A 25,138-nucleotide genomic window follows, 5' to 3' on the forward strand; every position below is an offset into this window, starting at 1 on the left:
GCTCTTAATCAACCAACATAATATAATCCCGGAAGCAAGTTAAGTATTTACTCTACCCACATTTTGCGCGCTACGCCCATGCCTACTAAGTTGCCTTTACCGCCGGCGCGTAGCAAAACAGCTACATTTTGCCCGATTTGCAGTTCGCTTAGGCTTATGGTGCTGCCGTTCAAGTCTGTAATCTGGCTGGTGGGCAATACCAGTACAAAAGCCCGGTTATAGCGGGTATTCTGCGAAACGATGCCTTCTACCTCCAGCATAACCTGGCCTTGGCTGTAATGCCGGTTAATAATGCTTCCCCGGATATCTACGCGCTCGGGCGGTAAATTCCTGCGATCGGTGTTGGATGTGTTGTTGCTACTTGCAGTAGAACCAGTTTTGCAGGCGGTACTGCTTACCATTAACAACAAGCAAATAGCCCACAGGCTTAACCGTATCTTGTTTATTTTCATTTTCTTATTTCCTGGCTAAAATTACCTGCTCGCAAACCTAAAATCATTCCAAGGTAAACTTTACTGTTGCCCTTATTGGCAAAGCAAAATTTGAGGTACTACAATGGCTTTACTACGGCTAATTCATTGATTACGATGTAGAATAAAGAAAATAAATTGTACTGAATTTATTGTCGCCGGATGGCTAAAAGGTACTAGTTAGTCTAAAACCGTATATCCGTATGTACCAGAGAAAAATGTAAATTTTTAAAAATTTGACCTTTTCCAAAAGAGAAATTTTTTAACTTAAAACGGTTTTAAATAAATATACTTCTCGCCCCAGAAAAGTAATTTTATTACTCCGTTTGGCGCTGCTTTTCTTCTGAAGAATTATTTTAAAACGGGCCATTTTGCTCCTGATTTTTATTTGTCACTTTTTAGTATTGACCGAATAACTTAAATAGAATATAGAGACGGTGTATTTCCGCAATTATTCAATAAGCGAGTTTTTACCTGCCTTAATTCAAGCAATAGAAATAAATGCAATGGAAGAACCAATAAACAACAGGGATAATACACCCATCGCAGATATTACTATTCCAAAGGTAACGGGCATTGGAGGAATTTTCTTTTTCTCGGATAGCCCTCAGGAAATTAAAAAATGGTACGCTACTAATTTAGGTTTGGAGGTAAATGAGTGGGGGAGCACCTTTGAATCCAGAAATATAAATACCCCCGACGAAATCAATCAACTCCAATGGACTCCCTTTAAAACAGGAAGTACTTATTTTGTACCATCCAAGAAAGACTTTATGATAAACTACCGGGTTCAGAATTTAGAAGGACTTATTACAAAGCTAAAAGAAAACGGGGTAACTATTCTGGATGAAATGGAAACATACGAATACGGTAAATTTATTCACATCATGGACTCTGAGGGCAATAAGATTGAACTCTGGGAACCCCTGTAGAAAACCGTTTTACTTAAGTTTAGAAAAATAAAGCCAAACCACTATGCTGCGGTTTGGCTTTATGTATATGGGGCATGCTAAATAATAGAAGTAGAAACAGGTTTTTAGTATAAATCAGCTATTCCGAAAAAGCTTCATGAAAAATGATGGAACCTTAAAAATTTAAAAATAATAATTTTATGTTCGGCGCTTTTAATCTGCCCAGCGCCAATCGCTGGCAATTTTTAAAGGCTCCTGTAATTTATTAGCGATTAAAAAAGCTTTGGTTTCTGCGTCAGTTAAGCGTTTCGTGGGTATTTTGGGGGCATCGGCTAAACCATAAACCAGCATGCTGCTGAAACGAACCGTGTTTTTCAGGCCGCTTTCCTCTACCAAATCAAAACCATCGCAATCGGCGTGGTAACAATCGCCGCCTCCCTTGGGAAGTTTGCCGCCGAAAGAACCGCCTGTGGGTAAACCGTGCAGCATAAACGGCTGATGATCGCTGTGCAGGCCCGCCCGGCTGCTAAAGGTATTTTTAAAAGTTGTATCGATTTTACTGGCTATATTCCCGATTGACTGGAATAAAGGTTTACAAGCTTCACTGGTAGTATGGTAACCTTTGGGATCGTTGGTCATGTCGTAGTTCAGCATAAAGGCAATGTTGTTAATCGATTTATCTTTTAACGCTTCGGCTACATAAGCTTTGGAGCCCAGCAAACCTTCTTCTTCGCCCATAAACAGCACAAATTCTATTGTTCGTTTGGGTTGTAATTTTAAAATTTTAAAAGTTCGCGCCATATCCATCACCGAAAAAGAGCCAATGCCGTTATCAATAGCACCGCTGGCTAAATCCCAGGTATCCAGGTGGCCGCCCACTACAATTTTCTCTTTTTTAAAAGACGTACCGGGCAACGTAGCAATTACATTGCGGGCTTTAATTACCCCGGAAAAATTGGTCATGTTAATTGTAGAAACCAGGGGGCCGGAGCTTAGTTGATCTTTTAGTTTCAGCCCGTCTTCTTTGCCAATGCATACCGCTGGTATGGTTATGAGTTTGCCGGTAACCGAAGCGGTGCCGGTAAGTAAAGTGCCACCAGCAACGGTATTAATAATGATGATACCACTGGCGCCGTACTTGGTAGCTATTGCGGTTTTTTCGGAGCGGTGCAAAGTGCCCGTTCCCGGTGCCGATCCTGGCAGAACTCCTAAATAAACCAAAGCAATTTTGCCGGTAACTGCTCCCGGACGAGCCTGGTAATCTGCTTCCAGGCCGTTGCCCATATCCACTACTTCTGCGGTAAGGTCGGCTTTTACCGGCGAATGCGCCAACGACACCGATTTAATTTCCTGCAAATGGTTGGCATCGGTACCTACCCGTACCCGTAACTGACCCCGGCGCCAGCTTTCTACTTCAAAGGGTTGGTAATGCACCGTTTCATAGCCATACGACTTTAGTAAATTATAAGCATATTCTTCGGCCTTTTTTCCGTTTTCGGAGCCGGTTAAGCGGTGGCCAATGGTAGTTGAAGCTTGTTGTAAAGTGCTATACGCTTTGGAGTTTTGTTGTACCTCAGTGTTAATGCGATTAAAAACTTTTTCCCAAGCGGGGTTTTCCTGTGCGGCAACCGGTAACGGAAGCAAAAGAGAAAGAGCTAAAATTTTAAATTTGTAAAGCATGAAGTAGTAAACTAATTTGGTAAGCCGGCATAAAGATAGAAATAACTGCTAAAAAGCGTGGCTGCATTTTATAAAGTTAATGTACCGGGCAGGGCTATGCGGTGGCGAAGCTGCCTTATAAGGGTGGATGGTGGGTAAATGCCGGCCTTCTGGTGTAATGGAAAATACTTTATCAATTTCAGCTCTTGAAGTAACCTGCAAGGAGCCAAATAAATCAGCCAGTGCTGATTCAATAGCCAATTAGAAAACTATATCAAAATAGTTTCCAGGAATTCTACCAGATTCAACTAGTTTCTATTAGATACCAATTCTGGTAATTAGCCTCATTTCTGTAGAAAATCAATAATTAATTTATTCAGTTGGTCGGGCTGCTCAAATGGGATGTAATGGGTAGCGTTTGAAATTATTTCGAGTTTAGCATCTTTAATAGATTGATGGATTAGCTTCGTATGCGCTTCCTTAATAACGTCGTCGCTTCCGGCAAGTACCAAAACCGGGCTTTGTATTTTTTTGAGTTGATTAGGCGTGATGTGGGGGTGATTTAACATAAGTTTTATCAGTCGCGAATTTCCTTGTTGTTCGGCTAGTTGCTCTTTAAAAGTAGCAATCAGACCATCATCAATGCCATCCGGACTTAAATTTGCGCCTATTGTTATTAATTTATTTACTTTTTCAGGATGTGCTGCGTTAAAAATTAATCCTGTAATTCCACCATCACTCCAACCTACTAAATTTACTTTCCCTAAATCAAGATGCTGTATTACTTGCAGCAAATCGTTGGCAAATAATTCGTAGGTATAATCAGAAGTGGTTAAATCGGGGCTTTTGCCTTGTCCCCGGGTATCCAGAGCAATTACCTGGAAATGTTTAGCTAATTCCGGAATTAATTTATAGAATTCGGAAATCGATCCATTATTCCCATGGAGTAAAACCAGTGGTTCGCCTGTACCATAACTTTCATAATAAATTTCGGCATCGCCTATATTTATAAACTTCCCACTTTTATCTTTCCCGTAATTTGTTTGGTTAGCGTTTTCGCTATTTATATAATAGTTGATTACTGATTGCGTGTCAGCATCATTTTGAAGTTGGTCATCGTTTTCTTTTTCACTTGGTTCCATTATTTTATTCTTTTTAACATAGGAAATATCTAAGTTGGCAATGAAAACGCCTTTACTTTTCTCCCAATTCCCTTGATTTTGATAACGGAATAACAAATTATCTGAAATGGATTTCTTAGCAGAAATACCAAATATAAAATCAGAATTTTCTAAAGGTTTATGATCTACGAGCTGTAGCGTTAGCGCTATCTGCTTTAAATCGTTATAAACTAATTTGTATTGGGTTAAATCTATTTTTTGCCATCCGGTACTGTTTGTTTTATAGATAATGTTTTCGGAAAGCAATAATTTTTCTGGAATATTTTCTTTAATGCTATAAATATTCAGTTTTAAAGTGATTTCTTCAAATCTAGAACTTGGAATAATAAAGAAACTATAAGATTTTAATTCTGTTTCTGGATAAATATTAAAAATGTTTCCTTGTTCAATTGTTGGAACATTTTGGTCAAACATTTTAGAGAAAGTAACCATTGGCCTTGTTTTTTGGCCAATTATTTTTTCTTTCATCTTTTTTGGCTTGATAACCACTGTTTTAAGTAAGATGGGGTTGTATTCCAATATAACATTAGAGCTTGTTAGTAATTCATCTTTACTTTTACTTGTATTGACATAACCAATAGCACTGAAAATGATTGGTTGATTAATTTCATCCGGAATCACTAAATGGTAGTTCCCATTGGCATCCGACATTGCACCAACCTTTACGCCTTTAATACCGATAGAACAATAGGGGATAGGTTCGTTGTGGTTATTAGTAATTATACCGGTAATGGAAGTTTGGGCATAAGTATGGAATGTTATTAGAGAAATAACCAAACATAAGATTTTAAACATATTCAGGCTTTAAATAGGTAGATGCTTTTTTCTCCATAAAAGTTGTATGGGGTTCCTGAACTGGCTTTAGTCCTCCGCTTTTTTGTCATTTTTTTACTTAAACGACTGCCTGAACTCTAAAGGAGAGACATTTGTCTTTGTCTTAAAAAGTTTGCTGAACGATTGTGAATGTTCAAAACCTAAATTATAAGCGATTTCACTTACGGAAAGGTTTGTTGTTGATAGTTTTTCTTTGGCTTTTTCTAAGATTGCGTTCTGAATGTACTGTTGCGTATTAAGTCCTGTCAAGGATTGCAACATATCACTCAGATAACGTTGTGATAATTTTAATTCCGTACTGATATACTTTACCGATGGTAGGCCGTTTTTAAGACTGTTTTCCTCTTCAAAATAATTGTTTAGAAGTTTGTCCAATAAAGTGATAATGTCGTTATTGACAGCTTTTCTTGTAATGAATTGTCGATTATAAAAACGATTGCTGTAATTCAATAATAATTCTAATTGTGATACTAAAACATCTTGGCTGAAACTGTCAATATTGCTAGCTAATTCATTAGCTATTGAAACAAATAAATGGGCTATGATCTCTTTTTATTTTGCTGATAAAAACAAGGCTTCGTTAACATTGTAAGAAAAAAAACCATATTGATTTATCGCGGTTCCTAATGGATAATTTCGTATAAAGTCAGGGTGAAAAAACAAAGCAAAGCCTTCATAGTTTTCTGGATCATCCGGAGGAAAAACGATTTGTTTAGGCTTCAAAAATGCTAATCCGCCTTCTTCAAAATCGTAATATCCTTGTCCGTATTTTATTTGCCCTTTGAATGTAGGCTTAAAGCCAATTTTATAAAAATCAATACATACTTTTTGTCCCTTCGGAAAGTTTTCGATCGAAACATTATTGTAATCCACCAATGCGATCAATGTATGCAAAGGTGAAGGAAGTCCTACTTCCCGCACAAGTTGCGATATACTTTTAATTTGCTTTATGTTAGACTCTGGTTACATTTCTTCTGTTAAAAATGTAATTAATCTGTTTAACAACGGATCATTACAATGCCGGAAGCAAAGTGTGGTCAATTACAGCCTCTTTTTGGTATTATCTTGTAATTGACCACACTTTGTTTTACTTTACTCTCTATCTATTTGCTTTTCTAAAACCTCAGGATATCGGTCACCCACAAGTGTAATGGCATTTACTGTTGCGTCGATCTTTGCAAGCTCATCGGCTGTTAATCCAACATTTATACTGCCGATGTTTTCTTCTAAACGATGCAATTTAGTAGTTGCTGGTATTGGTACCATCCAAGGTTTTTGTGCTAATATCCAGGCCAAGGCTAACTGCCCCGGTGTAATGTTTTTTTGTTTGGCAATTTCAGCAAGTGCGTTCACCAAAGCTAGATTGGCTTTTATGTTCTCTTCGCTGAAACGAGGAATGATATTCCTGCGGTCTATATCCGGTAATTTTGTGTTTATTGTACCTGTGAGGAAACCCTTGCCCAATGGACTGAACGGAACGAAACCAATTCCTAACTCTTCTAACGTTGAGATGATGTCTTTCTCGGGTTCACGCCAAAACAAAGAGTATTCGCTTTGTAATGCTGTTACATGCAGAATTGCATGTGCCTTGCGAATATTTTTTACACCTGCTTCGGACAAACCAAAATATTTTACTTTGCCCTCTTGTATCAGGTCTTTCACCGTTCCTGCAACATCTTCTATTGGAACATTTGGGTCAACTCTGTGCTGATAGAACAAATCAATGTAATCTTGTCGGCTTCCCATTATTAGAACTGGGTAAAAGTATAAATTTGGTTAAGCAGATAATATTAGTTCTAATTGTTTTTTTCTGGCGTACTCACTGGGTGGCATTCCGGCTAAAGCATCATGTGGTCGTTTATGGTTATAGTCGTTTACCCAAGTAGAAGTAATTTCTCTTACTTCCTCCAGGTTTTCAAACATGTAGACATCTAGCACCTGCCTCCGGAAAGTGCCATTAAAGCGTTCCACAAAAGCATTCTGGGTCGGCTTGCCGGGTTGAATATAAATCAACTCAATGCCTTGCATCTGGCTCCATTCCGTCATTAAGCTAGCAATAAACTCTGGTCCATTATCCATTCGAATCTGTTTTGGTTTTTCCCTTCGCCTGATCAAATGATTAAGTACCCAGACTACCCGATTGCTCTTCAACGAAAAGTCTACCTCCATGTGCAGTGCTTCTCGGTTAAAATCATCTAGGACATGGAAGGAGCGGAACTTTCGCCCGTTTTCCAAAGCATCACTCATAAAATCAATCGACCAAGTGTGGTTCAACGACTCTGGTACTTGCAAGGGCTGTTGAGTGCGGGCGGGTAAGCGCCTTTTCGCTTTGCGCCGGATATTCAATCCAATAGCCTTGTAAATGCGATAAACCCGTTTATGATTCCAGAGATAACCTTCTTGGCGCAACCGCCTGAAAGCTTTCCAAAAGCCTTCGCGGGGATGCTGCTCGGCTTTCTGCCGTAAAGCTTCTTCCAGCGGCTGGTTATCTTTAACAACTTGATAGTAGTAAACCGACTTACTTAAGTTCAATACCCGGCACGCCCTACTGATGCCGGCTTGTGGTTGCTGGTACACCTCTTCCACGAGCTGTCGCTTTTGGCAGGGCTTCAAAGCTTTTTTTCAATGATTTCTTTGGCTAGCTTTAGATCCAAGGCTAGTTCGGCGTACATGGCTTTCAGCCGTCGGTTCTCTTCTTCTAAGTCCTTGAGCCGTTTGAGTTCCGTGGCATCCATGCCATTGTAGCGCTGCCGCCATTTGTAAAAAGCTGCCTGGCTCAGGCCATGCTCCCGGCTAATCTCGGCGGCGCTTTTGCCTTCCTCAAACTCCTTAAGGATTTTGGCAATTTGTTGGGGACTGAAGGTTTTTCTTTTCATAAGCACTGTTCTAAGTTAAATTTTTTTCTCTTCTCAAACAGTTCTATTTTCAGGGAAGCTTACAATCTGTTCTCAATCTTTTTAATGACGCTTCGGCTACTGCTCTGATAGTTTTTGGTCTGCTATCTAAACCTGTTGTTGGTTTAGCGTCTTTACAACCAAATTTTGTTGCGATCACAACATCTTTACGCAATGGTTGTAATCCCTCGCCCACAATTTCTTCATTGGTATAAGGTCCATAGGCCTCTGCGGTATCAAAAAATGTGATGCCTCTTTCAACTGCGTTGCGCAGTAGTGTTATTGCTTCCTTTTTCTCAAGTCCCTTGCCGTCCAAAAAGTTTAAACTCATACAGCCAAACCCTAATGCCGAAACTTCTAATCCGCTGTTCCCTAATTTTCTTTTTTGCATAATTTTTTAATTGTTTTTGAAACTGACTTAAATATCAATTGCAAAATTCTCAATTGACATCCGAGAAAGTGTAGCCGGATTGGTATTTCTTGTAGTTAAATTGTATGGAACGATTGTTAGGGTTTCTGTTGGTTGGGTGTCATGCTGCCATTGCCACTAACAGGCCGCGGCTAAAAAGCGTTTTAATGCTTTTTAGGTTGTGTTGGCCATAGTTATTTTCAAATTAAGTATAAAACCAAATAGGTTGTTGAAATTACACGTTTATTTCAGCAACCTATTAAATTAAAAGGCAGAAGAAATTAACTGTAAATCTTTTCTATAAATTGTTTCACGCTGGTTGGCTTTCTGCCTAGTAAAGATTCTAAAGTGTTATCTTCCAAGTCCATCATCCCTTCTGCCACCGCAGTGCCCCACATAATAAACATACCTATGTACATTTCCGGCACACCTGCTTTTTCCAAGATGGCTTTAAACGCCTCCACATCAGGAGAAAGATATTTTACTTCTTTGCCCAAAGCTTCCGAGATAAAGGTAGCTATTTGCTCAAAACTTACCGATGTATTGTTGGTTAAAGCATAAGTCTTGTTTACATGCCCTTGGGTAGTTAATATAGCAACGGCTGCTTCAGCAAGTTCTTCCCGCAGAACCCAACTTGCTTTACCAGCTTGTGCCGGAAATAAAATAGTACTTGTTTCAGTAACTTTATCGCCTATGAAGGCCAAGATCATTTCCTGATAAATGCCGTTTTGCAGAATAGTGTAGTTTATACCACTTTTTTTTAAAAACTTTTCGGATTCTACATGAGAATTCTGAAAACCAGCAATAGCAGAAGTTTCATGACCATTCTTTCTGACAAAAGAGGTATAAATAATATGCTTAACATTAGCTTGTTTAGCAGCTGTTATGGCATTGATGTGATGTTTTGTGCGGTTTTCAATTGCACCTCGGTCATTACTGGAAACTAATAATAGCTTATCCACTCCTGCAAAAGCTTTTACCATTGAATCAACATCAGCATAATCGCCTATTCTAATAATAACTCCTTGTTCTGCTAACACCTGGTAATTTTCTTCATTTCTTACCAAGGCTGCAATATTGGTTGCGGCTACTCCCTTTTTTAATAAATGGGCTATGGCTTTCGAACCATAGTTCCCTGTTGCACCTGTAACTAAAATCATAATTATTATTTTGATGAAGTGCCAAAGCTATGGAGGTTACTATACTTTTTATACTTTGTTATTAATAATAAGTAGTATACTTTTGTATAGTGGATTATATAAACTAATAAAGATGAATGATTTTAAAGAAATTGTACAGCAAGCAGGAGCATCCGAGCGATGCCCGCAAAACTATGTATTAGCTTTAACAGATACGATGAACGTTATTAGCGGCAAGTGGAAGTTGCCTATTATTGCTTCTTTATTACGTGGCAAAATCCGGTTTAAAGATTTACTGGATAATATAGAAAAAATTACCCCCCGCATGCTTTCTAAAGAACTAAAAGAACTGGAGATAAATAGTATTGTGGTGCGTAAAGTATATAATCAAACCCCGGTTTTAATTGAATATCAACTAACAGAATCTGGTAAAAGTTTGCTTAATCTTATAGATACTATGATTGACTGGGGGTTGACGCATCGAAGGAATGTTTGGTATTAGAAACTTTTGTCGTTCGAAAATTGCAGCTAACGTTAAAGTGTTTATGAAGTTGTGGCAATTGAAAAACGCCTGTTTCAATTAATTACAAAAGCAAAATAACGATTTAAAGCCGAATGCCCATTCGTCCAGCCACAATTTTATAAAGACACTGTTGGTGACAGTATTAACAGTGTCAAGGAGTTGTATTATGAAAATAGGTGAACGCATTTCCATCAATCAACTTGCTCAGTTTTGATATTAGTTCTTTTCCTTCAATTAGTTCTATTGTTACAGGAGCCAAATTTAATTTCTTCTGTAGCCATCTTTTTGCATCACGGGTAAACACAGAAGATGTTACAAAGTAGCCTCTATTTGTTTCATCTCTTATTACGCCATAAAATTCTCTTACTTGTTCAACTTTAATTTTATTTTTATCCGGTTTTTTAGCTTCTATGTAAGCCATAATTTTCTCACCGCTGTCAGTAATTTTCGTGGCTATCAAATCCTTTCCGCCATCTCTTGTTTTCTTTGTTCTCTTAATCTTCCAGCCTTCATTTTCATATACAACTCCAACCAATTCTTCAAATTGATTAGCATTTAATAATTTATCAAAAGATTGTTGGCTGTTAAGTAGATAGTTGGATAAAAAGCCGGAAGGAAATTGATTTATTGATATTCCTCCCTTCAAAGCACTGCCGATTCCTACTTTCTCTTCTACTACTACACCAAATTCACTTGATGCAGGAAAGGGCATAGTCCAAACTATTTTGTTCTTCGTCCGTAAATCTTGATAACTCAAATCATGAAACTCACTCTTAAATTTGTCAATTTTGTCTTTCAGAAGTGTTCTTGTTGCTGTCGCATACGGGCTGAAAACGTATCCAATTTTAACAGGTAAAACCTCGTTTAAAACTACTTGCCATAACTTTTTATAAAAAGACTGTTCTGATGTGCCTAAATAATTATGCAATTCTGGAAATAATTTTAGATACAATTTCGCGGTTTTTATATAGTCTAAATCAACTTTTGAATTAATTATTTCAGTATGATTAACCAAAGATAAAAATGAGAATATCTGCCGTTCTTCTCGTTCAGTCAGCATTCTTTTTTCAAAAGGATGAAAACCAGTAATTAACTCAAACCTTTGCGTACTGTTTTTCTCCATGGCAAAAGCTACGTACATTTCATTGTACGTCGAATTAGAGTTTGTTACATTTTTCATTTATTAAGAAGTTTAACGTCTCACAACAAATTGCCACCAACTAGCAGATAAACGGAGTTGTTCCGGTTATCTGCATTATATTTTACTTGATTATTCCACATATACTCCATAAGTGGCGGGATAAACGGAGTATTGCCGTTTTCTAATGTTTTATTTTTAGTTTAACAAAGCAAAATAAATCTGTAATTAACTACTAAAACCTAATCTCGGAAACCGATACAATAGCAAGTCGTGAAATACTATCAAATTTTAAACCCGTTCCAGTTTAACTGGGTAGGTTTTTTTAGAAGCCCATTGGGGTACGTAGATGTTTTCGTCGTTGTCTACGCAAACGTCGTGGGGGTGCATGAAGGTGGTAAAACTGCGGTCTTTTTGCTGTTCCTGTAATACGTTTTTCACGTATTTGGGCTCGGTGCCACCCGGGGTGGAAATTACCCGGTCTTTCTCGTCGAAAATGGTGATGTAGCCGGAATTAGGGTAATCCTGGGAAGTGCTGCGGTACACGGCAGCGTACAAGTTTTTGCCTTTGATTATGGGCCGGCAGATAAATGAACCGGGCACCGGAATGGTAGCTAGGTATTTACCATCCAGGGTAAAGCGCTTTAAGCTGGTATGCGACCGGTCGGTAATGAGCAAGGTGGGGTTTTTCGCGTCGCGGTTATCGTAAAGTACCCCGTGGCAACAATCAAATTGCTCGTTGGCGGTGCCTTTGCCGCCAAAATGCCGGATGTATTCGCCTTTGGCATTGTATTGGGTAATAAAATTTAAGCCGTAGCCGTCAGCCACGTAAATATCGCCGTTAGTAGGATTAATGGCGGTTTCGGTGGGTTTAAATTCGCCCGGATGATTGTAGCTTTTATTCTCGCGCGGATAGTCTAATTTTAAAATTTCTTTGCCTTTCAGGTCGGTTTTAATTACCTGGTTGCGGTCGGTGTCGGTGAGAAACAAAAACTGCTCGCCGCCTTCGTTGCTCAAGGTCAGGCCGTGCCCGCCAGGGTAACTAGTGCCCCAGCTTTCGAGCAGCTTACCCGATTTATCATAAATTAAAACGTTGTTGCGGGTTTCGTTGGTGAGCAAAATTAAACGGCCCTGGGCATCCTGCACCATTTCGTGGCAATCGTTTACCGGGTTTTTGCCGGCATCCAGAACACCCCAACCTTCTACTACCCGGTACCGGTGCGAGTTATGCCCAATGGTTACCGCCGTAGTTTTAGCTAAACTTTTTTTTACCCAAATAGTCGGGAATAGGGTGCTGGCCAGCAAAGCAGAACCGGTTTTTTTCAGGAAGGTACGACGGGTGTTATCCAGGCTCATTTTTTTAAATTTTTAATTTTTAGCGGATTGATTTAAGAGGCTATTACCAGGTTCATGGGTTCACCCGGCATTTCTCACCAAACTAGTGTACAAAGAATTTTTAATTTACCGAATGGGCCGGTATCAAGCAAATAATTCCATCACGGGTTTGCCTAAACCGTCGGGGGTGGTGTAAAAAGGCCGTTCTTCCACAATGGCGTGGGCATCTTCGGCAATGCCCAAGGCATGGTAAATGGTTTGGTGCACCTGATCAATCTTAACCGGTTTTTCGATGGTTTTGCACGGACGTTCGTCGGCGGTTTTGCCGTATACGTTGCCTTGTTTTATGCCGCCCCCAAACATTAAAATAGAGCAACCATCGGTAAAATGGCGGTGCATGCCGTAATTCTTCATGTCGTTGATTACCGTGGGCTGGTCTACCTGGTGTTTTACTTCGGCGCCGGGCCGGCCTTCCAGCATCATATCGCGACTAAATTCACTGGCCAAAATAACCAGGGTACGGTCGAGGTGACCGGTTTTATCTAAATCTTTGATGAGTTGCGCTACGGGGCCGTCAATTTCTTTTTTCATGTCGCGCAGGCGGGTGTGGCCGTTTTCGTGCGTGTCCCAGCCCATAAAAGGAACGTACTCGGTGGTAACACTAATAAATCGGGCCCCTTTTTCGGTGAGGCGGCGGGCCAGCAAACATCCCAAACCAAATTTACCGGTATTATATACCTGGTACGATTCGCGCGGCTCGGTGCTCAGGTCAAAGGCTTTGGCTTCGGGCGAGTTTAACAGCATGTACGATTGCTCCATGGCACTTTTAAGTGATTCTTTTTGGTAATTGCTGCCAAACTCACCAAAAGCACTCTCGCTGATTAAATCGTTGTACAATTGATTCCGCTTTTCGAAACGTTTGTACGACATACCTACGGGTGGCTTCACACTATCCAAACCGCTAGTAGGGTCCGGAATCATGAAGGGACCAAATTCATTACCCAGAAACCCAGAAGTATGAAAGGCTTTTAATTCTTCGCCTTCGCCCAAAGTTAAGCGTTGGCCGATGTCAATAAAGGCCGGAATAACCGGATTTTTCGGACCTAGTTCCTTCGCAATCCAGGCGCCCAGATGCGGTGCCGCCACCGATTGCGGTGGTTCGTAGCAAGTATGCCAATGGTACTGGTGCCGCGAATGCAAGATAAAACCCAGATCTGCCGCCACGTACGACCGGATTAAGGTACCTTTGTCCAGTACCTGCCCAATAGACTCCAGACCCTCCGAAAAATGAATGCCGTCCAGCACCGTAGGCACCGATTTAAAAGTACTCAGCACCCGGTTCGAGTCCATGCCTTTCTCGAAGGGCGTGTAGCGTTTTGGGTCAAAGGTATCGGTGTGCGCCATGCCGCCAGCCATCCACAATAAAATGACGGTGTCGGCTTTAGAATGACCGATCTGGTTTTTTACCGCTTCGGATTCCAGTACTTGTTGGTTTTTGTCGCTTTTACAGGCAGTTAGCAACCCGGATACCGGGGCACCCGCGGCTAAGGCGCCGAGGGTTGCGGCGCTGGCGGTTTTTAAAAATTCGCGTCGGTCCCATTTTGCTTTCATTGTGGTAAAGAAGTTTGATTAAAAAGCTACTTTCTTAATTTAAATTATACCTACTAGGGAGTTAATTTGCCCTGCTATGGCGCGGGTTTACTTCCGTGCCTTTCGAATTAATGGCAGATAAGCTTAAAAGTTCTCGTTCGCATAGCCACTGTCCTAGCTTTGATTGCCAATTGAAGTTGTTTCATAGCTGAGGTTCTGTTCTTTTTGTCTTGACACAAAAAGAACCAAAAAAGTCAAGACGCTAAAAACTCGCTGAACGCTCGAACAGTTTAGCGTCGTTTTCTGCACCTGGCTGAAGCTATTTATTGCATAGCTAGATAGCAGAATTTTAAAAAATTAAATTATAAAATATACTATCGCGGGCGTCTTCGCTCGTGATGATTATCGTCCGACCTCTGGCCGATGGTAGATTGCGTGTATTTTCGTTTTTTGCTTTCGTGTAACTCTTCGTTATTGTATTTCGGTTCACCCGGCCAGAGGTCTACCGGATAGTAGACACAAGCGTGGACGCTCGATCCAGCAGAAACAGCCAAATTTTAAAAAATTTCAATCTTAAACTCTTCTAACCTGCAACTTGTAACCTGCAACCTTCCAACCTGCAACCTTCCAACCTGCAACCTGCAACTTTTAAACCTTTCAACTTTCCAACTTTCCAACTAATTAATAAATAAACTGGAATTCCGGGAGCATCACGATGACCCAGAGGAAATCCTGTGTGGCTTCGGCGGAAGGTTGAGTGCCCAGCATGCGTTGGGCGGCTGACAGTTCCTGGGGCAAGGGGGCGCGGTTAAATGCTTTTTGGTATACTTCCCGGATTAAAATATTTGATTGCGGGTAGCGGGTAAGCCAGTTTTGCGCGCCTTGTTGCAGTACCTGATTAAATTTTTTGCCGTTGGTAAGTTCCAGCGCTTGCAGCAGGTTGGCCTGGGTTTCGCGGCTGGTAATAACGGTTTCGCGGTTCGGGCGGCCTAAGGCAGTTAAAAAGCCGTCGTTTTTTACCAGCGAAGCCCGCACAAACGGAGTCTTAATCGGGTTAGGTTTATCTTTCCCGGCAGGGTTGTATTGCACCGCCGAGTCGGCGTAAACCGGTTGAATTACGCTGCTCACGGCATCGGCAAATTGCTCCGCCGACATGCGGCGGCGCAGCATCCCTGTAAATTTAAAATCCGGGGAGTTTATCCAATTCACATCTTTTACGCCCACGGAGGGTAGCTGGTACGTTTTAGACGTGGTAATCAGGTAAATCAGCTTTTTTACGTCGTAATCCTGGGCTGCAAAATCCGATGCCAGCCAATCGAGTAAATCCTGGTTCCAGGGTTCGTTGTCCATCGCATCCACCGGAGTTACAATACCACGGCCCATTAACTGGCCCCATACCCGGTTCACGATGGTGCGGTACAAACGGCCGTTTTGGGGTTTGGCCAGGTTGTCGGCGAGTTGTTGCAGTTTTACTTTTACCGGGGCGTTTTTATCAATGGTACCCAGTTCTTCCCATAAGATTTTGGTGTCGGCCATTTTGCCGGTTGGTACGTCACAGCGGTTTATTTCCAGGGCCGAGTCGGCAAATACGTTAGCGAAAGCGTAGGCGTCGGCTAGTTTCCAGTCGCTTACAAAACTGTCGTGGCACGAGGCGCATTTTAAATTTAAGCCCAGCAACACCTGCGATACGTTTTGGGCGGCTTGCATTTCTACGCGCTGGCTGGCATTTACCACGCCGCGCCACTGAATGCCACTGATAAATCCTTTGGAGGCATCCGAAGGGTTTAAAAGTTCTTTTACAAACTGATTGTAAGGCTTGTTGGCTTCCAGGGATTTATACAACCAATCCGAAATATTATAACGGCCGTTGGTAATGTAACCGGTGCCGGAGTAATCGTTGCGCAGGGCATCGTTCCAGAAAGTAAGCCAGTGCAGGGTGTAATCCTGGTCGCGGTTTAGTAATTTTTGTACCCACTGTGCTCGTTTATCCGGCCGTTTATCCTGGGTAAATTGCTGCACTTCTTCCGGAGTGGGCACCATGCCGATTATATCCAGGTAGATGCGCCGCAGATAGGTGCGGTCGCTTACGGGTTCGGGCCAGGAAATTTTATTTTTTAAAAAATACTGGTTTACCCATAAATCTACCGGATTTTTTAAATTTTCGGTAGCTTGGGGTAAGGCTGGTGTGCGGGGTTTAAGTTCGGCTACCCGGAAAATGCTTTTCTGTCCTTTGTCGGGCCAGGGCGCGCCTTTTTTTACCCAATAAGTAATCAGGGCTATGTCTTCTGTGCTGAGGGCTTTGCCTTTGCCCGGCATGGATTCTTTGTGGCTGCGTGGCAAGGTAATGCGCCGGATTAGTTCGCTATTATCAGGTTGGCCCGGCACAATGATGGGGCCGGATTTACCGCCTTTAAAAACTAAATCCTTTTGGTCGAGCCGCAACTCACCTTTAATTTTATCGGCGCTATGGCATTTGTAGCAACTATGGGCAAAAATAGCCCGCACCTGCACGTTCAACTCCAGTTCTTTGTTGGCATCCAGGTTGCCGCTTTCCTGAATAGCTACGAGGTTAAATTTTTTATCCTGGGCCGGGGCAGCTTCGTAATCATCAGTCCAGGGCATCACGCTGGTTAAATAAACATCGCCGTGGGTTAAAGAAGCGCCGTAATGGCCGGCAGCGGTAACGGCTAGGGCGGTAAATATTAAAACACTTCGGTAAATCTTAATAAATGCCCAGCGTTCTTGTTTTTCGATGATGTACAAAAGCAAGGCTGCCAGAATGCCCAATACGGCAGTAGCCACGCCAGTCCAGCGGTGCCAGGCCAACAGTTCGCCGGCGTAATCTTCCTGACCGGCTAACAGCCACCCAAACAAAGCCGATATTACCGCGCCAATGGCTCCAATCAGTACCAATAAATCAATGCCGGGTCGCAAACGCGACGTAAAATTGCGGAAGGTAGCTATTTCTAAAATTGCCGCCAGACACAGCAAGGTAACCGGAAAATGAACTGCCAGCGGGTGCAAGCGCCCCAGTAATTTCCAGAGCCAAAAACCTTCCGTAGTTGGAGTTGCAAATAAAGGCTCTGCGCCGGCCGGAAGCAGCAGGGCAGGGCCTAGTATAAAAGCAAACAAGAGCAGGAACAGCGCTGATTTTTTAAATTTCATGTTAATGGGTCTGTTCGTTCTGGTAGTTGCGGAATTTTACTTAGCAATTAGTAAGTTACTCACTTCCTTGGTTATAAAAAACATAAAGCCCATCTTTTCCGGCCACCACAATATCTTTGCGGCCGGAACCCGTCAGGTCGGCGACGCTGAAGTACAGGCCGGCGCCTTTGCCTTCGCCAAACGGACCGTAGCTGATTACTTGCTTGGTAAACGATTCGCCGTTCCATTTAAAGTAGTATAAACCCAGCGGGTCGGTTTCGCCGGGGTCGTTGCCGTTGTGGGCCCGGTAGCGTTTGCCGGTAATTAATTCGGGTAGGCCATCTTGGTCAATATCCACCCATTCCAGGGTGTGGTACTGGGAGTTAATTAAATCAATGGGATGTTTTACCCAGGTGGTTTTTTTAGATTTTTTATCTTTTTGTTGTTCGTACCAATGCAAGCCGTAGCCGTGTGCCTGGCCCACAATTAAGTCGGGGAGTTTGTCCTGGTTTACATCTACTACCAGGATGGGCACGCTGGCAGTACCGAGTTTAAAATCCGGGTGTAAGGTCCAGGCTTGAGTAAATGGTTGCGCCGGAGCCTCGAGCCAGCCGTTTTCTACTACTAAGTCGCCGCGCCCATCTCCGTTAATATCGCCGAAACCTAAGCCGTGGCCGTGTTTACCGGTAATGCGGTGTTTAGTAAACTTGCCCGGCGTATTGGCGCTTAATCGGTAGATGATCAACGAATCGTTGGGCGTATTGGGGATTATATCGGGTGTGCCGTCGCCGTCGATGTCCCAGGAACGGGTGGTTTCGATGTTGCCGGGTTTAGCAATCACGTGTTCGGGCCATTCTTTATCGTTGCCGGGGTTTTCGCGCCAGATTAAGGTTTTGCCAAACCAACCGCCGGTTACAAAATCCAGACGACCGTCTTTATTCACATCCAGCGCTACCGTCGAAAAATCGTCCCAGTATTCGTTAATGCGCGTTACCGTACCAATAGTGTGGCGTTTAAAAAAATGCGGCCCTTCGTACCAATAGGCCCCTGAAACCAAGTCGGGAATTTTATCCTGGTTTACGTCAAACACGGCTACAGTTTCAAAACTTTCGGCAGCAATTTGTTTTTTTAAAAATTTAACGGGCCGGCTGCCCGGTTTAGCACTGTTTTCTTTCGTTTGGGCAGTGGTCTGAAAAGAAAAGTAACACAGCAGAATACCGAGCAGAACCGTTTGGCGCATGAACAAAATGTAGTTTAGTGGATTAACTTATAATTTAAAAAAAAGGGAACAGGACTGACTTAGCTATTTTCTGGTAAATTAATTTTTGCCATAAAATGGGGCAGCCTGTTTACTTGGTTTCTAAAATTGAGTACTAACCCATAAAATATTATCCTGTTGTATCCTGCTTTGGTTGCCTTGGGCTTTTGTTTTGATTTGTAATTTTTAAAATTTTAAAAATAGAATTGCTTTTATTTTTACTGGCCGGCAATCTAACACACTACCAGAATATTAAGGGCAAATAACACCCAAGCAGGATAGGACAGGATAGAAATCCCTGGGTTAACAAATACATTAGCAAAACATTCGGTTTATTAATTTTGTAAAATCCGGCGTTTTACCGGGTTTGGCGGCTTAATAAATACCGGATGGTTTGTCTAAAATTTAAAAATTTAAAAAATAAATCAATAGCAATATGTTTAAGAAAGCGTTTTTTACCGGAATTCCGGTAGCGGTATTGTGCGTAGGTTTACTTACCGGCAGTTGCCAAACGGCCCGGTCGGGCCGCCAAAGCGAAGCCGGATTTAAATCTATTTTTAACGGCAAAAATTTGCAGGGCTGGGATGGCGATACCAAATACTGGCGCGTAGAAGAAGGTACTTTAGTGGGTGAAATTACGCCGGCTACTTTGTTAAAAACCAATTCGTTTATAATCTGGAAAGGCGGCACGCCCGCCGATTTTGAATTAAAAGGCTCGTTCCGGATAACCGAAGATGGCAACACCGGCATTAACTACCGCAGCGAACAACTCACCGATATTCCGTTTGCTTTAAAAGGGTACCAAGCCGATATTGACGGGAAGATTCGCTATACCGGGCAAAATTACGAAGAGCGGGGCCGCACCACCCTGGCTTACCGCGGCGAAAAAGTAACGGTAAATACCCAACCCAATGCTTCGGATCCGGCATCTTTCCGGGCTAACGTAAAGAATAATGCCTGGCAAGCGCGCGAAGTTACCGGCTCTTTAGGAAAATCCGATTCTTTGCAAACTTTAATTAAATCTAACGATTGGAACGAGTTTCATTTAATTATAAAAGGTAACCGGCTGCAGCACTACGTAAACGGCGTTTTAATGAGCGACGTAACCGATAATGACACCGTAAACCGCAAAATGAAAGGTTTGCTGGGCGTGCAGGTACATGTGGGGCCGCCCATGAAAGTGCAATACAAAGACTTGCGTTTGAAACAATTGTAAAAGCAAAAAATTTAAAAAAAGGGCCAGATTCTAAAGTTTAATCTGGCCCTTTTTATTCCAGATTTGTTATCCGGGGCGTTTGCATGGGCAAGATAATGGTAATTAAAGTGCCCCGGCCCAACTCCGATTCAATGGACAGGGTACCGCCTAAAAGGTTTACGCGATCCCGGATGGTTTTTAAACCAATGCCTTTCCGGTGGGTAGTGTTTAAGTTAAGGCCTTTGCCGTTATCCTGGGCTTCGATAATTAAGCTTTCGCCTTCCCGGAAAAGTTCTACCCGGCCCCGGGTGGCGCCGGAATGTTTGGCAATGTTGTTTACCAGTTCCTGAGTAATCCGGTAAATCGCTAATTCCAGGTGTTTTTCCAGTCGTTGCTCCAGTCCAATGCATGACAAATTCAACCCTGTATGCGAAAACCGTTCGCAGAAATTTTTCATAGCCGCATCCAGCCCAAACTCCTGCAACAACAGCGGTACCAATTCGTGCGATGCTTGGCGGGTTTCCCGGATGGCGTCTTTAATTAAGTTTTCGCTTTTATTTAAAATGCTTTTCAACTCGGCCCGGGTAGCCGGAATTGTAGCGGAAACGGCTTGTTCCAGGCTTAGCTGGGCCGCGTATAAAATCTGGGCCACGCCGTTGTGCAACGATTCCGAAATTCTTCTTCTTTCTTCTTCCTGGGCTTCCAGAATGGCCAGCAGTAAATCTTTTTGTTGTTGTAGCCGGAGCACTAAATTTTCTTCTTCCAGATTTTTAATTTCCGTAATATTTAAAATCAGGCCCAGCATTTTAACCGTTACCCCGGCTTCATCTTTCACCGCTATACCTTTTACTTTCAGGGTTTGGGTATGGTCATTAATATTAAACCGTAATGTTTCTTCGAAAGAATCGGCTTTTTGCCGGATTAACCGGATAATCTTCTCGGCTTTGGGCCGGTCTTTGGTTACAACATAATCCAGGTAGGTTTCCAGTTGCACGGGCGTGCCGCATTTTACCCGGAACAAACGGTACATGCCCTCCGACCATTTAAATTCCGCGTTTTCGGGGTTAAATTCCCAACTTCCCAAGCCTACCAGTTCTTCGGTTTGTTGCAGCAAGGTCAGGTTTTTAACCAGTTCCGCTTCGGCCAGCTTGCGTTCGGTAATATCCAGGTTACTCAGCACTAAGCCATCGTTAAGTTTTACAAACATGGCTGAGTACCAATTATTAAACCCATCGAAGGGGTAAAAATACTCCATCTGGTCTGGTTTACCGGTTTCTATTACCCGGAGCATGGCCGTATACAAACCACTGGTGCTCACCCCCGGAAATTCTTCTATTAAAAACTTTCCCAGCAGATCCGTACGACCGGTTACCTGTTCAAACTCTTTGTTTACAAACTTGATTTTAAAATCCGTGATATCCCCGTTTTCGTTCCGGACGGCTTCCAGAATAGACATGCTCAGCAGGGTAGTATCGAATACCGATTGTAACCGGTCGCGGTTTTCTTTTAGGGCCTGGGTGCGTTCGGTTACCTGTTGTTCCAATAAAGTATTAAAATTGCGCAATTGCTCACCTGTACGCCGCACGGCTTCTTCGGCTTGCTTCCGGTCGTGAATATCAACGCTGGTGCCCACCCAATTTTCAATTTGGCCGGTTTGTGGGTTACGGTACGGCTCGCCCCGGTTAATAAACCAGCGGTACGCTCCGTTTGCGGATAAATTACGTTGTTCTACTTCAAAACCTTTACCGGTTTGCTGTGCCTTTTGGAAAGCGGCTTCTACTTTGGGCGCATCTTCCGGGTGAACAAAGCGGGAAGTAATCTCTGCCACACTAGTTGGTTTAAAAGGCGCCCCGGCATAATCGGTCCACCATTTATTAATGAACTCTACTTGGCCCTGCGCATCGGTAAGCCAAATGGCTTGCGGAACCGCGTCGGCCATTAACCGGAAACGGGCTTCGGATTGGCGTAGGTCTTCTTCGGCGCGGGCCCGCTCCACGGCGGCCCAGGTACGTTCGGCCAGCACTTCGGCCAAATCAACTTCTGAGTTAGTCCAGTTTCGTGGGTTGCAGTTGGTTATGCAAAGAATTCCCACCGGCTTACCGCTTTTAACTACCGGAATATCAATAAAGGAAATTACCTTTAATTGGCAGCACAACTGCTTTAAGTCATCGTCCAGCAGGTTAGTAGTGTGTACGTCTGGCATTACAAACGGCTGTTTTTTTTGTAGCACCGCTTTAAAGATCGGAAAACTGCTAAGAGCATACGTACCACTTACAGAAGGTAAATTCCCCCGGAAAGCATCTTGCCGGATAATGGACTTATCGCCTTGTATTTCGCAATAATAGCAGCGGTCGGCTTTAAAATAATCCAGGGCCGCCTGAGCTGCTACTTCCTGGATTTTAACCGGGTCTTGTATTGACCGAAGCACATCGCTTAATTTAAGCAAGAATGTTTTTTGTTCCTCGCTTTGCCTAAGCGTTTCTTCTGCCTTTTTTTGAGATGTAATATCATTAAAAACTAAGGCAAGTTGCCGGGAATTTTCATCTCCGAGGCGGGTAGCATACATGGTAAACCACCGGTCTAAGCCAGCCAGATAATGATTAAACCGGGTTGCCTGGCCGGTTTTTATTACCTGTTCAAATTTATGCAACCAATGTTCTTCCAGGTCTGGCATTATTTCCTTCGCCCGTTTCCCCGTTATATTGCCCAAGCCCATGAGCTATTCCTGCGCCGGATTAACTTCTAAAATTTCATAATCATGCGCTTTCCCGTTGTCATCAAAAATGACTTCTATAATGTTAAAACCTTCATCTATGGCGTTGAATAAGGTAAGGTATTTATCTGTAGCCCGCCGGTTGATGGCATCTTTCAGCCGGAGTACTTCTTGCTCGGCGTTTTTGCGAGCCGTAATATTTTCGATGGCATTTAAAACATGAGTAACTTCGCCGGCATTATTTCTCTGAAAAACTTTGCCTTGCACATGAAACCACATCCATTCGCTCAGGCTGTTCCGGGCCCGGTATTCTGCCATAATGGTTTCCTCTTCGGTGGCTTTGCTTAATTTTTTAAAATATTCGTGCAAAACCTGCCGGTCGTCGGGGTAAATTATTTCGGCACGTTCCCGGGCAGACGAGGTGCGCATTGCCTCCGGATCAAAGCCGTGGTTAATAAAAGTTTCTTTATTTAAAAATTGTGCCTGCCCGGTTTGCAGTTCTATCACACTTACCATATCGGGCACGGTTTGGGTAATCCGGCGCAGGTAATGCGCTTGTTCCTGCAATTGCTGTTCTACCTTTTTTTGCGCAGTCAGGTCGTTTATCTTAAAAAGCAGGTATTCTACGGCTCCGGCATGGTCGAGCACGACGCTAACGCTAAATCCCCAGTATTGCAAGGTAAAATTACTGTTAGCAGTTTCGGATGAGCGGATTTGAAAACTATCAGGAGCCACTTGCTGGGCCGTTTTAGTAGAAAGTGCCTGATCAAAAAGCGTTTGAAGATTGCCCAGTAACGCAGGAACCGGTTGTACCAACAGACCGGAAAAGGCCGTTAAAAAATTCTGATCTACCCAGTTATGCGGCTGAGTGCCGGTTATTTTAAAAAAAGCAGCAGATGCCACCACCCCCGTTAAATTTGGTTTTAGCAGCAGGTAAGGGTCCGGGAAAGCCGTAATTACTTTAGTTAAATGCGTGCTCGGCTCTGCTGGTACCGGTGGGGCAAGTCCATTTTCTGGCAGTTGGTTTTGGTACGTGGTATTGGTTTTATTTACTGGCATTAATTTTAAGCTGAAACAATTTTGTAATCTATTAAATTACAATAAAACTTAGCTATTGTTACAGGATTATATACTATAAAATTTGCTGTATTTTATACACCCTCCGGAGAAATACGGTAGGTGTTAGTTTTAAATTTTATGGAATTTTCGCCGGTTGATAGTTAAATTATACAGGAGAATAATGGCTTAAGCCAGCCTAAAAGCTAAATTAGTAGGAGAAGAAAAGGGGATGAACCCAGTCCGGAATGAATGTTACAGCCGTAAATTTTAAATTTTCTTTATTTTAAAAAAAGCAATCTGGTTGTCTTGTTAAAGGCAAGTGATAATCAAATGTAAAAAGAACCTTTTATAGTGCAAACCCGGAAGGTATCAAAAACTGTCAGGTTTATACCATTAAGGTTTAACCTTCAGGTTCTTTGTATTAAATCAAAAATGGAGTAAAATTTAAAAAAACAGTCCGGATAAGTGCCTCTTAAAGGAAGCGCCTTATCCGGACTGTTGCTCTAAAATGTATTTCCTTATTTTACCAGTTCGTCCACTTCAATGCTTTTCCAACTGCGGGTGGCGGCCGATTCCAGCACCGCTTCGCATACCTTTTGGGTTTCTAAAGCTTCCTGAAAAGTAGGGGAGCAAGGTTCGCCGTTCTCCAGACTTTTTAAGAAATCGGCTACCTGGTGCACAAAGCTGTGCTCGTACCCAATGGATAAACCTGGTACCCACCACTTGTTCATGTACGGTTGATCGCCATCGGTTACGTGAATGGAACGCCAGCCCCGCACTACGGATTCGTCGCGGTGATCAAAGTATTCCAGGCGGTTTAAGTCGTGTAAATCCCATCGGATAGAAGCTTCTTCGCCGTTAATCTCAAACGTATACAAAGCCTTGTGGCCACGAGCGTAACGGGTAGATTCAAACAAACCTAAAGAACCGTTCTCGAAATGGCAATGGAATATACAGGCATCATCAATACCTACTTTTTGCTTTTGACCGGTTAAAGCGTGGGTACGCTCTTTCACGAAAGTTTCGGTAACCGCCGACACATCGGTAATGCTGCCGTTGAGCCACAAAGCCGTATCGATGCAGTGTGCCAGTAAATCGCCGGTTACCCCGGAACCAGCGGCTTCGGCATCCAGGCGCCAGGTGCCCGTTCCGCCTTGAGGAATATCCGCGCTAATGGTCCAGTCTTGCAAGAAGTTAGCCCGATAATGGAATATCCTACCCAGTTTACCCGAATCGATAATGTGCTTGGCCAAAGTTACGGCCGGTAAGCGGCGGTAGTTATACCAAACGGTGTTGGGTACGCCCGCTTGCTGAATGGCATCTACCATTTGCTGGCCTTCGGCTAAGGTGCGCGACAAAGGCTTTTCGCACAAAATCATTTTACCGGCAGCCGCAGCGGCTATGGCTATTTCGGCGTGGGTATCGTTGGGCGTGCAAATATCAATGGCATCAATATCGTCGCGGGCAATTACTTTTCGCCAATCGGTTTCGTATGATTCGTAACCCCATTGCTCGGCAAAAGCTTTTACGCGGGCTTCGTTGCGGGTACATACGGCTTTTAACACGGGTTTATATTCTAGTTCCGGAAAAAAATCGCCTACCCGCTTGTAGCCGTTGGTGTGCGTGCGGCCCATAAAACCGCCGCCAATTAATCCAATTCTTAATTCTTTTTTATTACTCATTTTA

At 42.8% G+C, this 25,138-nt stretch carries 20 protein-coding genes; 3 read left to right on the forward strand and 17 right to left on the reverse strand.

Going from position 1 to position 25,138, the window contains the following annotated elements; translation table 11 throughout:
• Positions 1-47: 47 nt before the first annotated feature.
• Positions 48-452, reverse strand: a complete 405-nt coding sequence (locus HUW51_RS17755) for a hypothetical protein (RefSeq protein ID WP_185270962.1) — start codon at positions 450-452, stop codon at positions 48-50.
• 524 nt (positions 453-976) lie between these two features.
• Here HUW51_RS17755 and HUW51_RS17760 point away from each other — a divergent pair.
• Entirely contained in the window at positions 977-1,402 is a 426-nt protein-coding gene (locus HUW51_RS17760; protein ID WP_185270963.1) for a VOC family protein, read from the forward strand.
• A gap of 192 nt (positions 1,403-1,594) precedes the next feature.
• Here HUW51_RS17760 and HUW51_RS17765 read toward each other — a convergent pair whose 3' ends face one another.
• From HUW51_RS17765 to HUW51_RS17795, 8 genes are all read right to left on the reverse strand, one after another.
• Positions 1,595-3,061, reverse strand: a complete 1,467-nt coding sequence (locus tag HUW51_RS17765; protein ID WP_185270964.1) for a M28 family peptidase — start codon at positions 3,059-3,061, stop codon at positions 1,595-1,597.
• A 323-nt stretch (positions 3,062-3,384) separates the two neighbouring features.
• The gene (locus tag HUW51_RS17770) at positions 3,385-5,016 is read right to left on the reverse strand and encodes an alpha/beta fold hydrolase (protein WP_185270965.1); all 1,632 of its coding nucleotides are present in this window, start codon (positions 5,014-5,016) and stop codon (positions 3,385-3,387) included.
• Positions 5,017-5,109: 93 nt separating this feature from the next.
• Entirely contained in the window at positions 5,110-5,505 is a 396-nt protein-coding gene (locus HUW51_RS24875) for a helix-turn-helix domain-containing protein (protein ID WP_317175607.1), read from the reverse strand.
• A 102-nt stretch (positions 5,506-5,607) separates the two neighbouring features.
• Positions 5,608-5,976 carry a cupin domain-containing protein gene (locus HUW51_RS24880; RefSeq protein ID WP_317175608.1) on the reverse strand — a complete coding sequence of 123 codons (369 nt, stop codon included), beginning with the start codon at positions 5,974-5,976 and terminating at the stop codon, positions 5,608-5,610.
• A 171-nt stretch (positions 5,977-6,147) separates the two neighbouring features.
• Positions 6,148-6,801 (reverse strand): aldo/keto reductase, encoded by a 654-nt coding sequence (locus tag HUW51_RS17780; RefSeq protein WP_449369434.1) that lies wholly within the window; start codon positions 6,799-6,801, stop codon positions 6,148-6,150.
• 30 nt (positions 6,802-6,831) lie between these two features.
• Positions 6,832-7,931, reverse strand: a protein-coding gene (locus HUW51_RS17785) for an IS3 family transposase (protein WP_394353938.1) whose coding sequence is annotated in 2 segments (ribosomal slippage) — positions 6,832-7,670 and positions 7,670-7,931 — 1,101 coding nt in all. Because the reading frame shifts where the segments join, the coding sequence is not laid out codon by codon here.
• Positions 7,932-7,980: 49 nt separating this feature from the next.
• Positions 7,981-8,340 (reverse strand): aldo/keto reductase, encoded by a 360-nt coding sequence (locus tag HUW51_RS17790; protein WP_317175609.1) that lies wholly within the window; start codon positions 8,338-8,340, stop codon positions 7,981-7,983.
• Positions 8,341-8,639: 299 nt separating this feature from the next.
• Complete coding sequence (locus HUW51_RS17795) at positions 8,640-9,518, reverse strand: SDR family oxidoreductase (RefSeq protein WP_185270966.1); 879 nt, start codon at positions 9,516-9,518, stop codon at positions 8,640-8,642.
• Between the two features lie 112 nt (positions 9,519-9,630).
• Here HUW51_RS17795 and HUW51_RS17800 point away from each other — a divergent pair, with 112 nt between their 5' ends.
• Positions 9,631-9,999, forward strand: coding sequence for a winged helix-turn-helix transcriptional regulator (locus HUW51_RS17800; RefSeq protein ID WP_185270967.1), 369 nt, complete (start codon positions 9,631-9,633; stop codon positions 9,997-9,999).
• Positions 10,000-10,171: 172 nt separating this feature from the next.
• On the opposite strand, the gene HUW51_RS17805 is transcribed toward HUW51_RS17800, so the two are convergent.
• The 5 genes from HUW51_RS17805 to HUW51_RS17825 form a co-directional block, all read right to left on the reverse strand.
• Entirely contained in the window at positions 10,172-11,200 is a 1,029-nt protein-coding gene (locus tag HUW51_RS17805) for a restriction endonuclease (protein WP_185270968.1), read from the reverse strand.
• 249 nt (positions 11,201-11,449) lie between these two features.
• Positions 11,450-12,514 (reverse strand): NHL repeat-containing protein, encoded by a 1,065-nt coding sequence (locus HUW51_RS17810; protein WP_185270969.1) that lies wholly within the window; start codon positions 12,512-12,514, stop codon positions 11,450-11,452.
• A 123-nt stretch (positions 12,515-12,637) separates the two neighbouring features.
• Positions 12,638-14,104, reverse strand: coding sequence for a DUF1501 domain-containing protein (locus HUW51_RS17815; RefSeq protein WP_185270970.1), 1,467 nt, complete (start codon positions 14,102-14,104; stop codon positions 12,638-12,640).
• A 660-nt stretch (positions 14,105-14,764) separates the two neighbouring features.
• Positions 14,765-17,248 carry a DUF1549 domain-containing protein gene (locus tag HUW51_RS17820; RefSeq protein ID WP_185270971.1) on the reverse strand — a complete coding sequence of 828 codons (2,484 nt, stop codon included), beginning with the start codon at positions 17,246-17,248 and terminating at the stop codon, positions 14,765-14,767.
• 55 nt (positions 17,249-17,303) lie between these two features.
• On the reverse strand, positions 17,304-18,467 hold the full coding sequence (locus HUW51_RS17825; RefSeq protein WP_185270972.1) for an FG-GAP repeat domain-containing protein: 1,164 nt from the start codon (positions 18,465-18,467) through the stop codon (positions 17,304-17,306).
• Positions 18,468-18,921: 454 nt separating this feature from the next.
• On the opposite strand from HUW51_RS17825, the gene HUW51_RS17830 reads away from it, so the two are divergent.
• On the forward strand, positions 18,922-19,701 hold the full coding sequence (locus tag HUW51_RS17830) for a 3-keto-disaccharide hydrolase (protein WP_185270973.1): 780 nt from the start codon (positions 18,922-18,924) through the stop codon (positions 19,699-19,701).
• Positions 19,702-19,753: 52 nt separating this feature from the next.
• Here the strand turns inward: HUW51_RS17830 and HUW51_RS17835 are convergent, their stop codons facing one another.
• From HUW51_RS17835 to HUW51_RS17845, 3 genes are all read right to left on the reverse strand, one after another.
• Complete coding sequence (locus tag HUW51_RS17835) at positions 19,754-22,354, reverse strand: PAS domain S-box protein (protein WP_185270974.1); 2,601 nt, start codon at positions 22,352-22,354, stop codon at positions 19,754-19,756.
• Between the two features lie 45 nt (positions 22,355-22,399).
• A complete protein-coding gene (locus HUW51_RS17840) occupies positions 22,400-23,452 on the reverse strand; it encodes a PAS domain-containing protein (protein ID WP_185270975.1) in 1,053 nt (350 codons plus the stop codon).
• 518 nt (positions 23,453-23,970) lie between these two features.
• Positions 23,971-25,134 (reverse strand): Gfo/Idh/MocA family protein, encoded by a 1,164-nt coding sequence (locus tag HUW51_RS17845; RefSeq protein WP_185270976.1) that lies wholly within the window; start codon positions 25,132-25,134, stop codon positions 23,971-23,973.
• Between the last annotated feature and the right edge of the window lie 4 nt (positions 25,135-25,138).

The organism is Adhaeribacter swui (assembly GCF_014217805.1).
GTDB classification, from domain to species: Bacteria; Bacteroidota; Bacteroidia; order Cytophagales; family Hymenobacteraceae; genus Adhaeribacter; species Adhaeribacter swui.

Bases quoted from the DNA above. Each gene is read 5' to 3' on its own strand.
- HUW51_RS17755 (WP_185270962.1), bottom strand. From the start codon at position 452: ATGAAAATAAACAAGATACGGTTAAGCCTGTGGGCTATTTGCTTGTTG.
- HUW51_RS17760 (WP_185270963.1), top strand. From the start codon at position 977: ATGGAAGAACCAATAAACAACAGGGATAATACACCCATCGCAGATATT.
- HUW51_RS17765 (WP_185270964.1), bottom strand. From the start codon at position 3,061: ATGCTTTACAAATTTAAAATTTTAGCTCTTTCTCTTTTGCTTCCGTTA.
- HUW51_RS17770 (WP_185270965.1), bottom strand. From the start codon at position 5,016: ATGTTTAAAATCTTATGTTTGGTTATTTCTCTAATAACATTCCATACT.
- HUW51_RS17780 (WP_449369434.1), bottom strand. From the start codon at position 6,801: ATGGGAAGCCGACAAGATTACATTGATTTGTTCTATCAGCACAGAGTT.
- HUW51_RS17790 (WP_317175609.1), bottom strand. From the start codon at position 8,340: ATGCAAAAAAGAAAATTAGGGAACAGCGGATTAGAAGTTTCGGCATTA.
- HUW51_RS17795 (WP_185270966.1), bottom strand. From the start codon at position 9,518: ATGATTTTAGTTACAGGTGCAACAGGGAACTATGGTTCGAAAGCCATA.
- HUW51_RS17800 (WP_185270967.1), top strand. From the start codon at position 9,631: ATGAATGATTTTAAAGAAATTGTACAGCAAGCAGGAGCATCCGAGCGA.
- HUW51_RS17805 (WP_185270968.1), bottom strand. From the start codon at position 11,200: ATGAAAAATGTAACAAACTCTAATTCGACGTACAATGAAATGTACGTA.
- HUW51_RS17810 (WP_185270969.1), bottom strand. From the start codon at position 12,514: ATGAGCCTGGATAACACCCGTCGTACCTTCCTGAAAAAAACCGGTTCT.
- HUW51_RS17815 (WP_185270970.1), bottom strand. From the start codon at position 14,104: ATGAAAGCAAAATGGGACCGACGCGAATTTTTAAAAACCGCCAGCGCC.
- HUW51_RS17820 (WP_185270971.1), bottom strand. From the start codon at position 17,248: ATGAAATTTAAAAAATCAGCGCTGTTCCTGCTCTTGTTTGCTTTTATA.
- HUW51_RS17825 (WP_185270972.1), bottom strand. From the start codon at position 18,467: ATGCGCCAAACGGTTCTGCTCGGTATTCTGCTGTGTTACTTTTCTTTT.
- HUW51_RS17830 (WP_185270973.1), top strand. From the start codon at position 18,922: ATGTTTAAGAAAGCGTTTTTTACCGGAATTCCGGTAGCGGTATTGTGC.
- HUW51_RS17835 (WP_185270974.1), bottom strand. From the start codon at position 22,354: ATGCCAGACCTGGAAGAACATTGGTTGCATAAATTTGAACAGGTAATA.
- HUW51_RS17840 (WP_185270975.1), bottom strand. From the start codon at position 23,452: ATGCCAGTAAATAAAACCAATACCACGTACCAAAACCAACTGCCAGAA.
- HUW51_RS17845 (WP_185270976.1), bottom strand. From the start codon at position 25,134: ATGAGTAATAAAAAAGAATTAAGAATTGGATTAATTGGCGGCGGTTTT.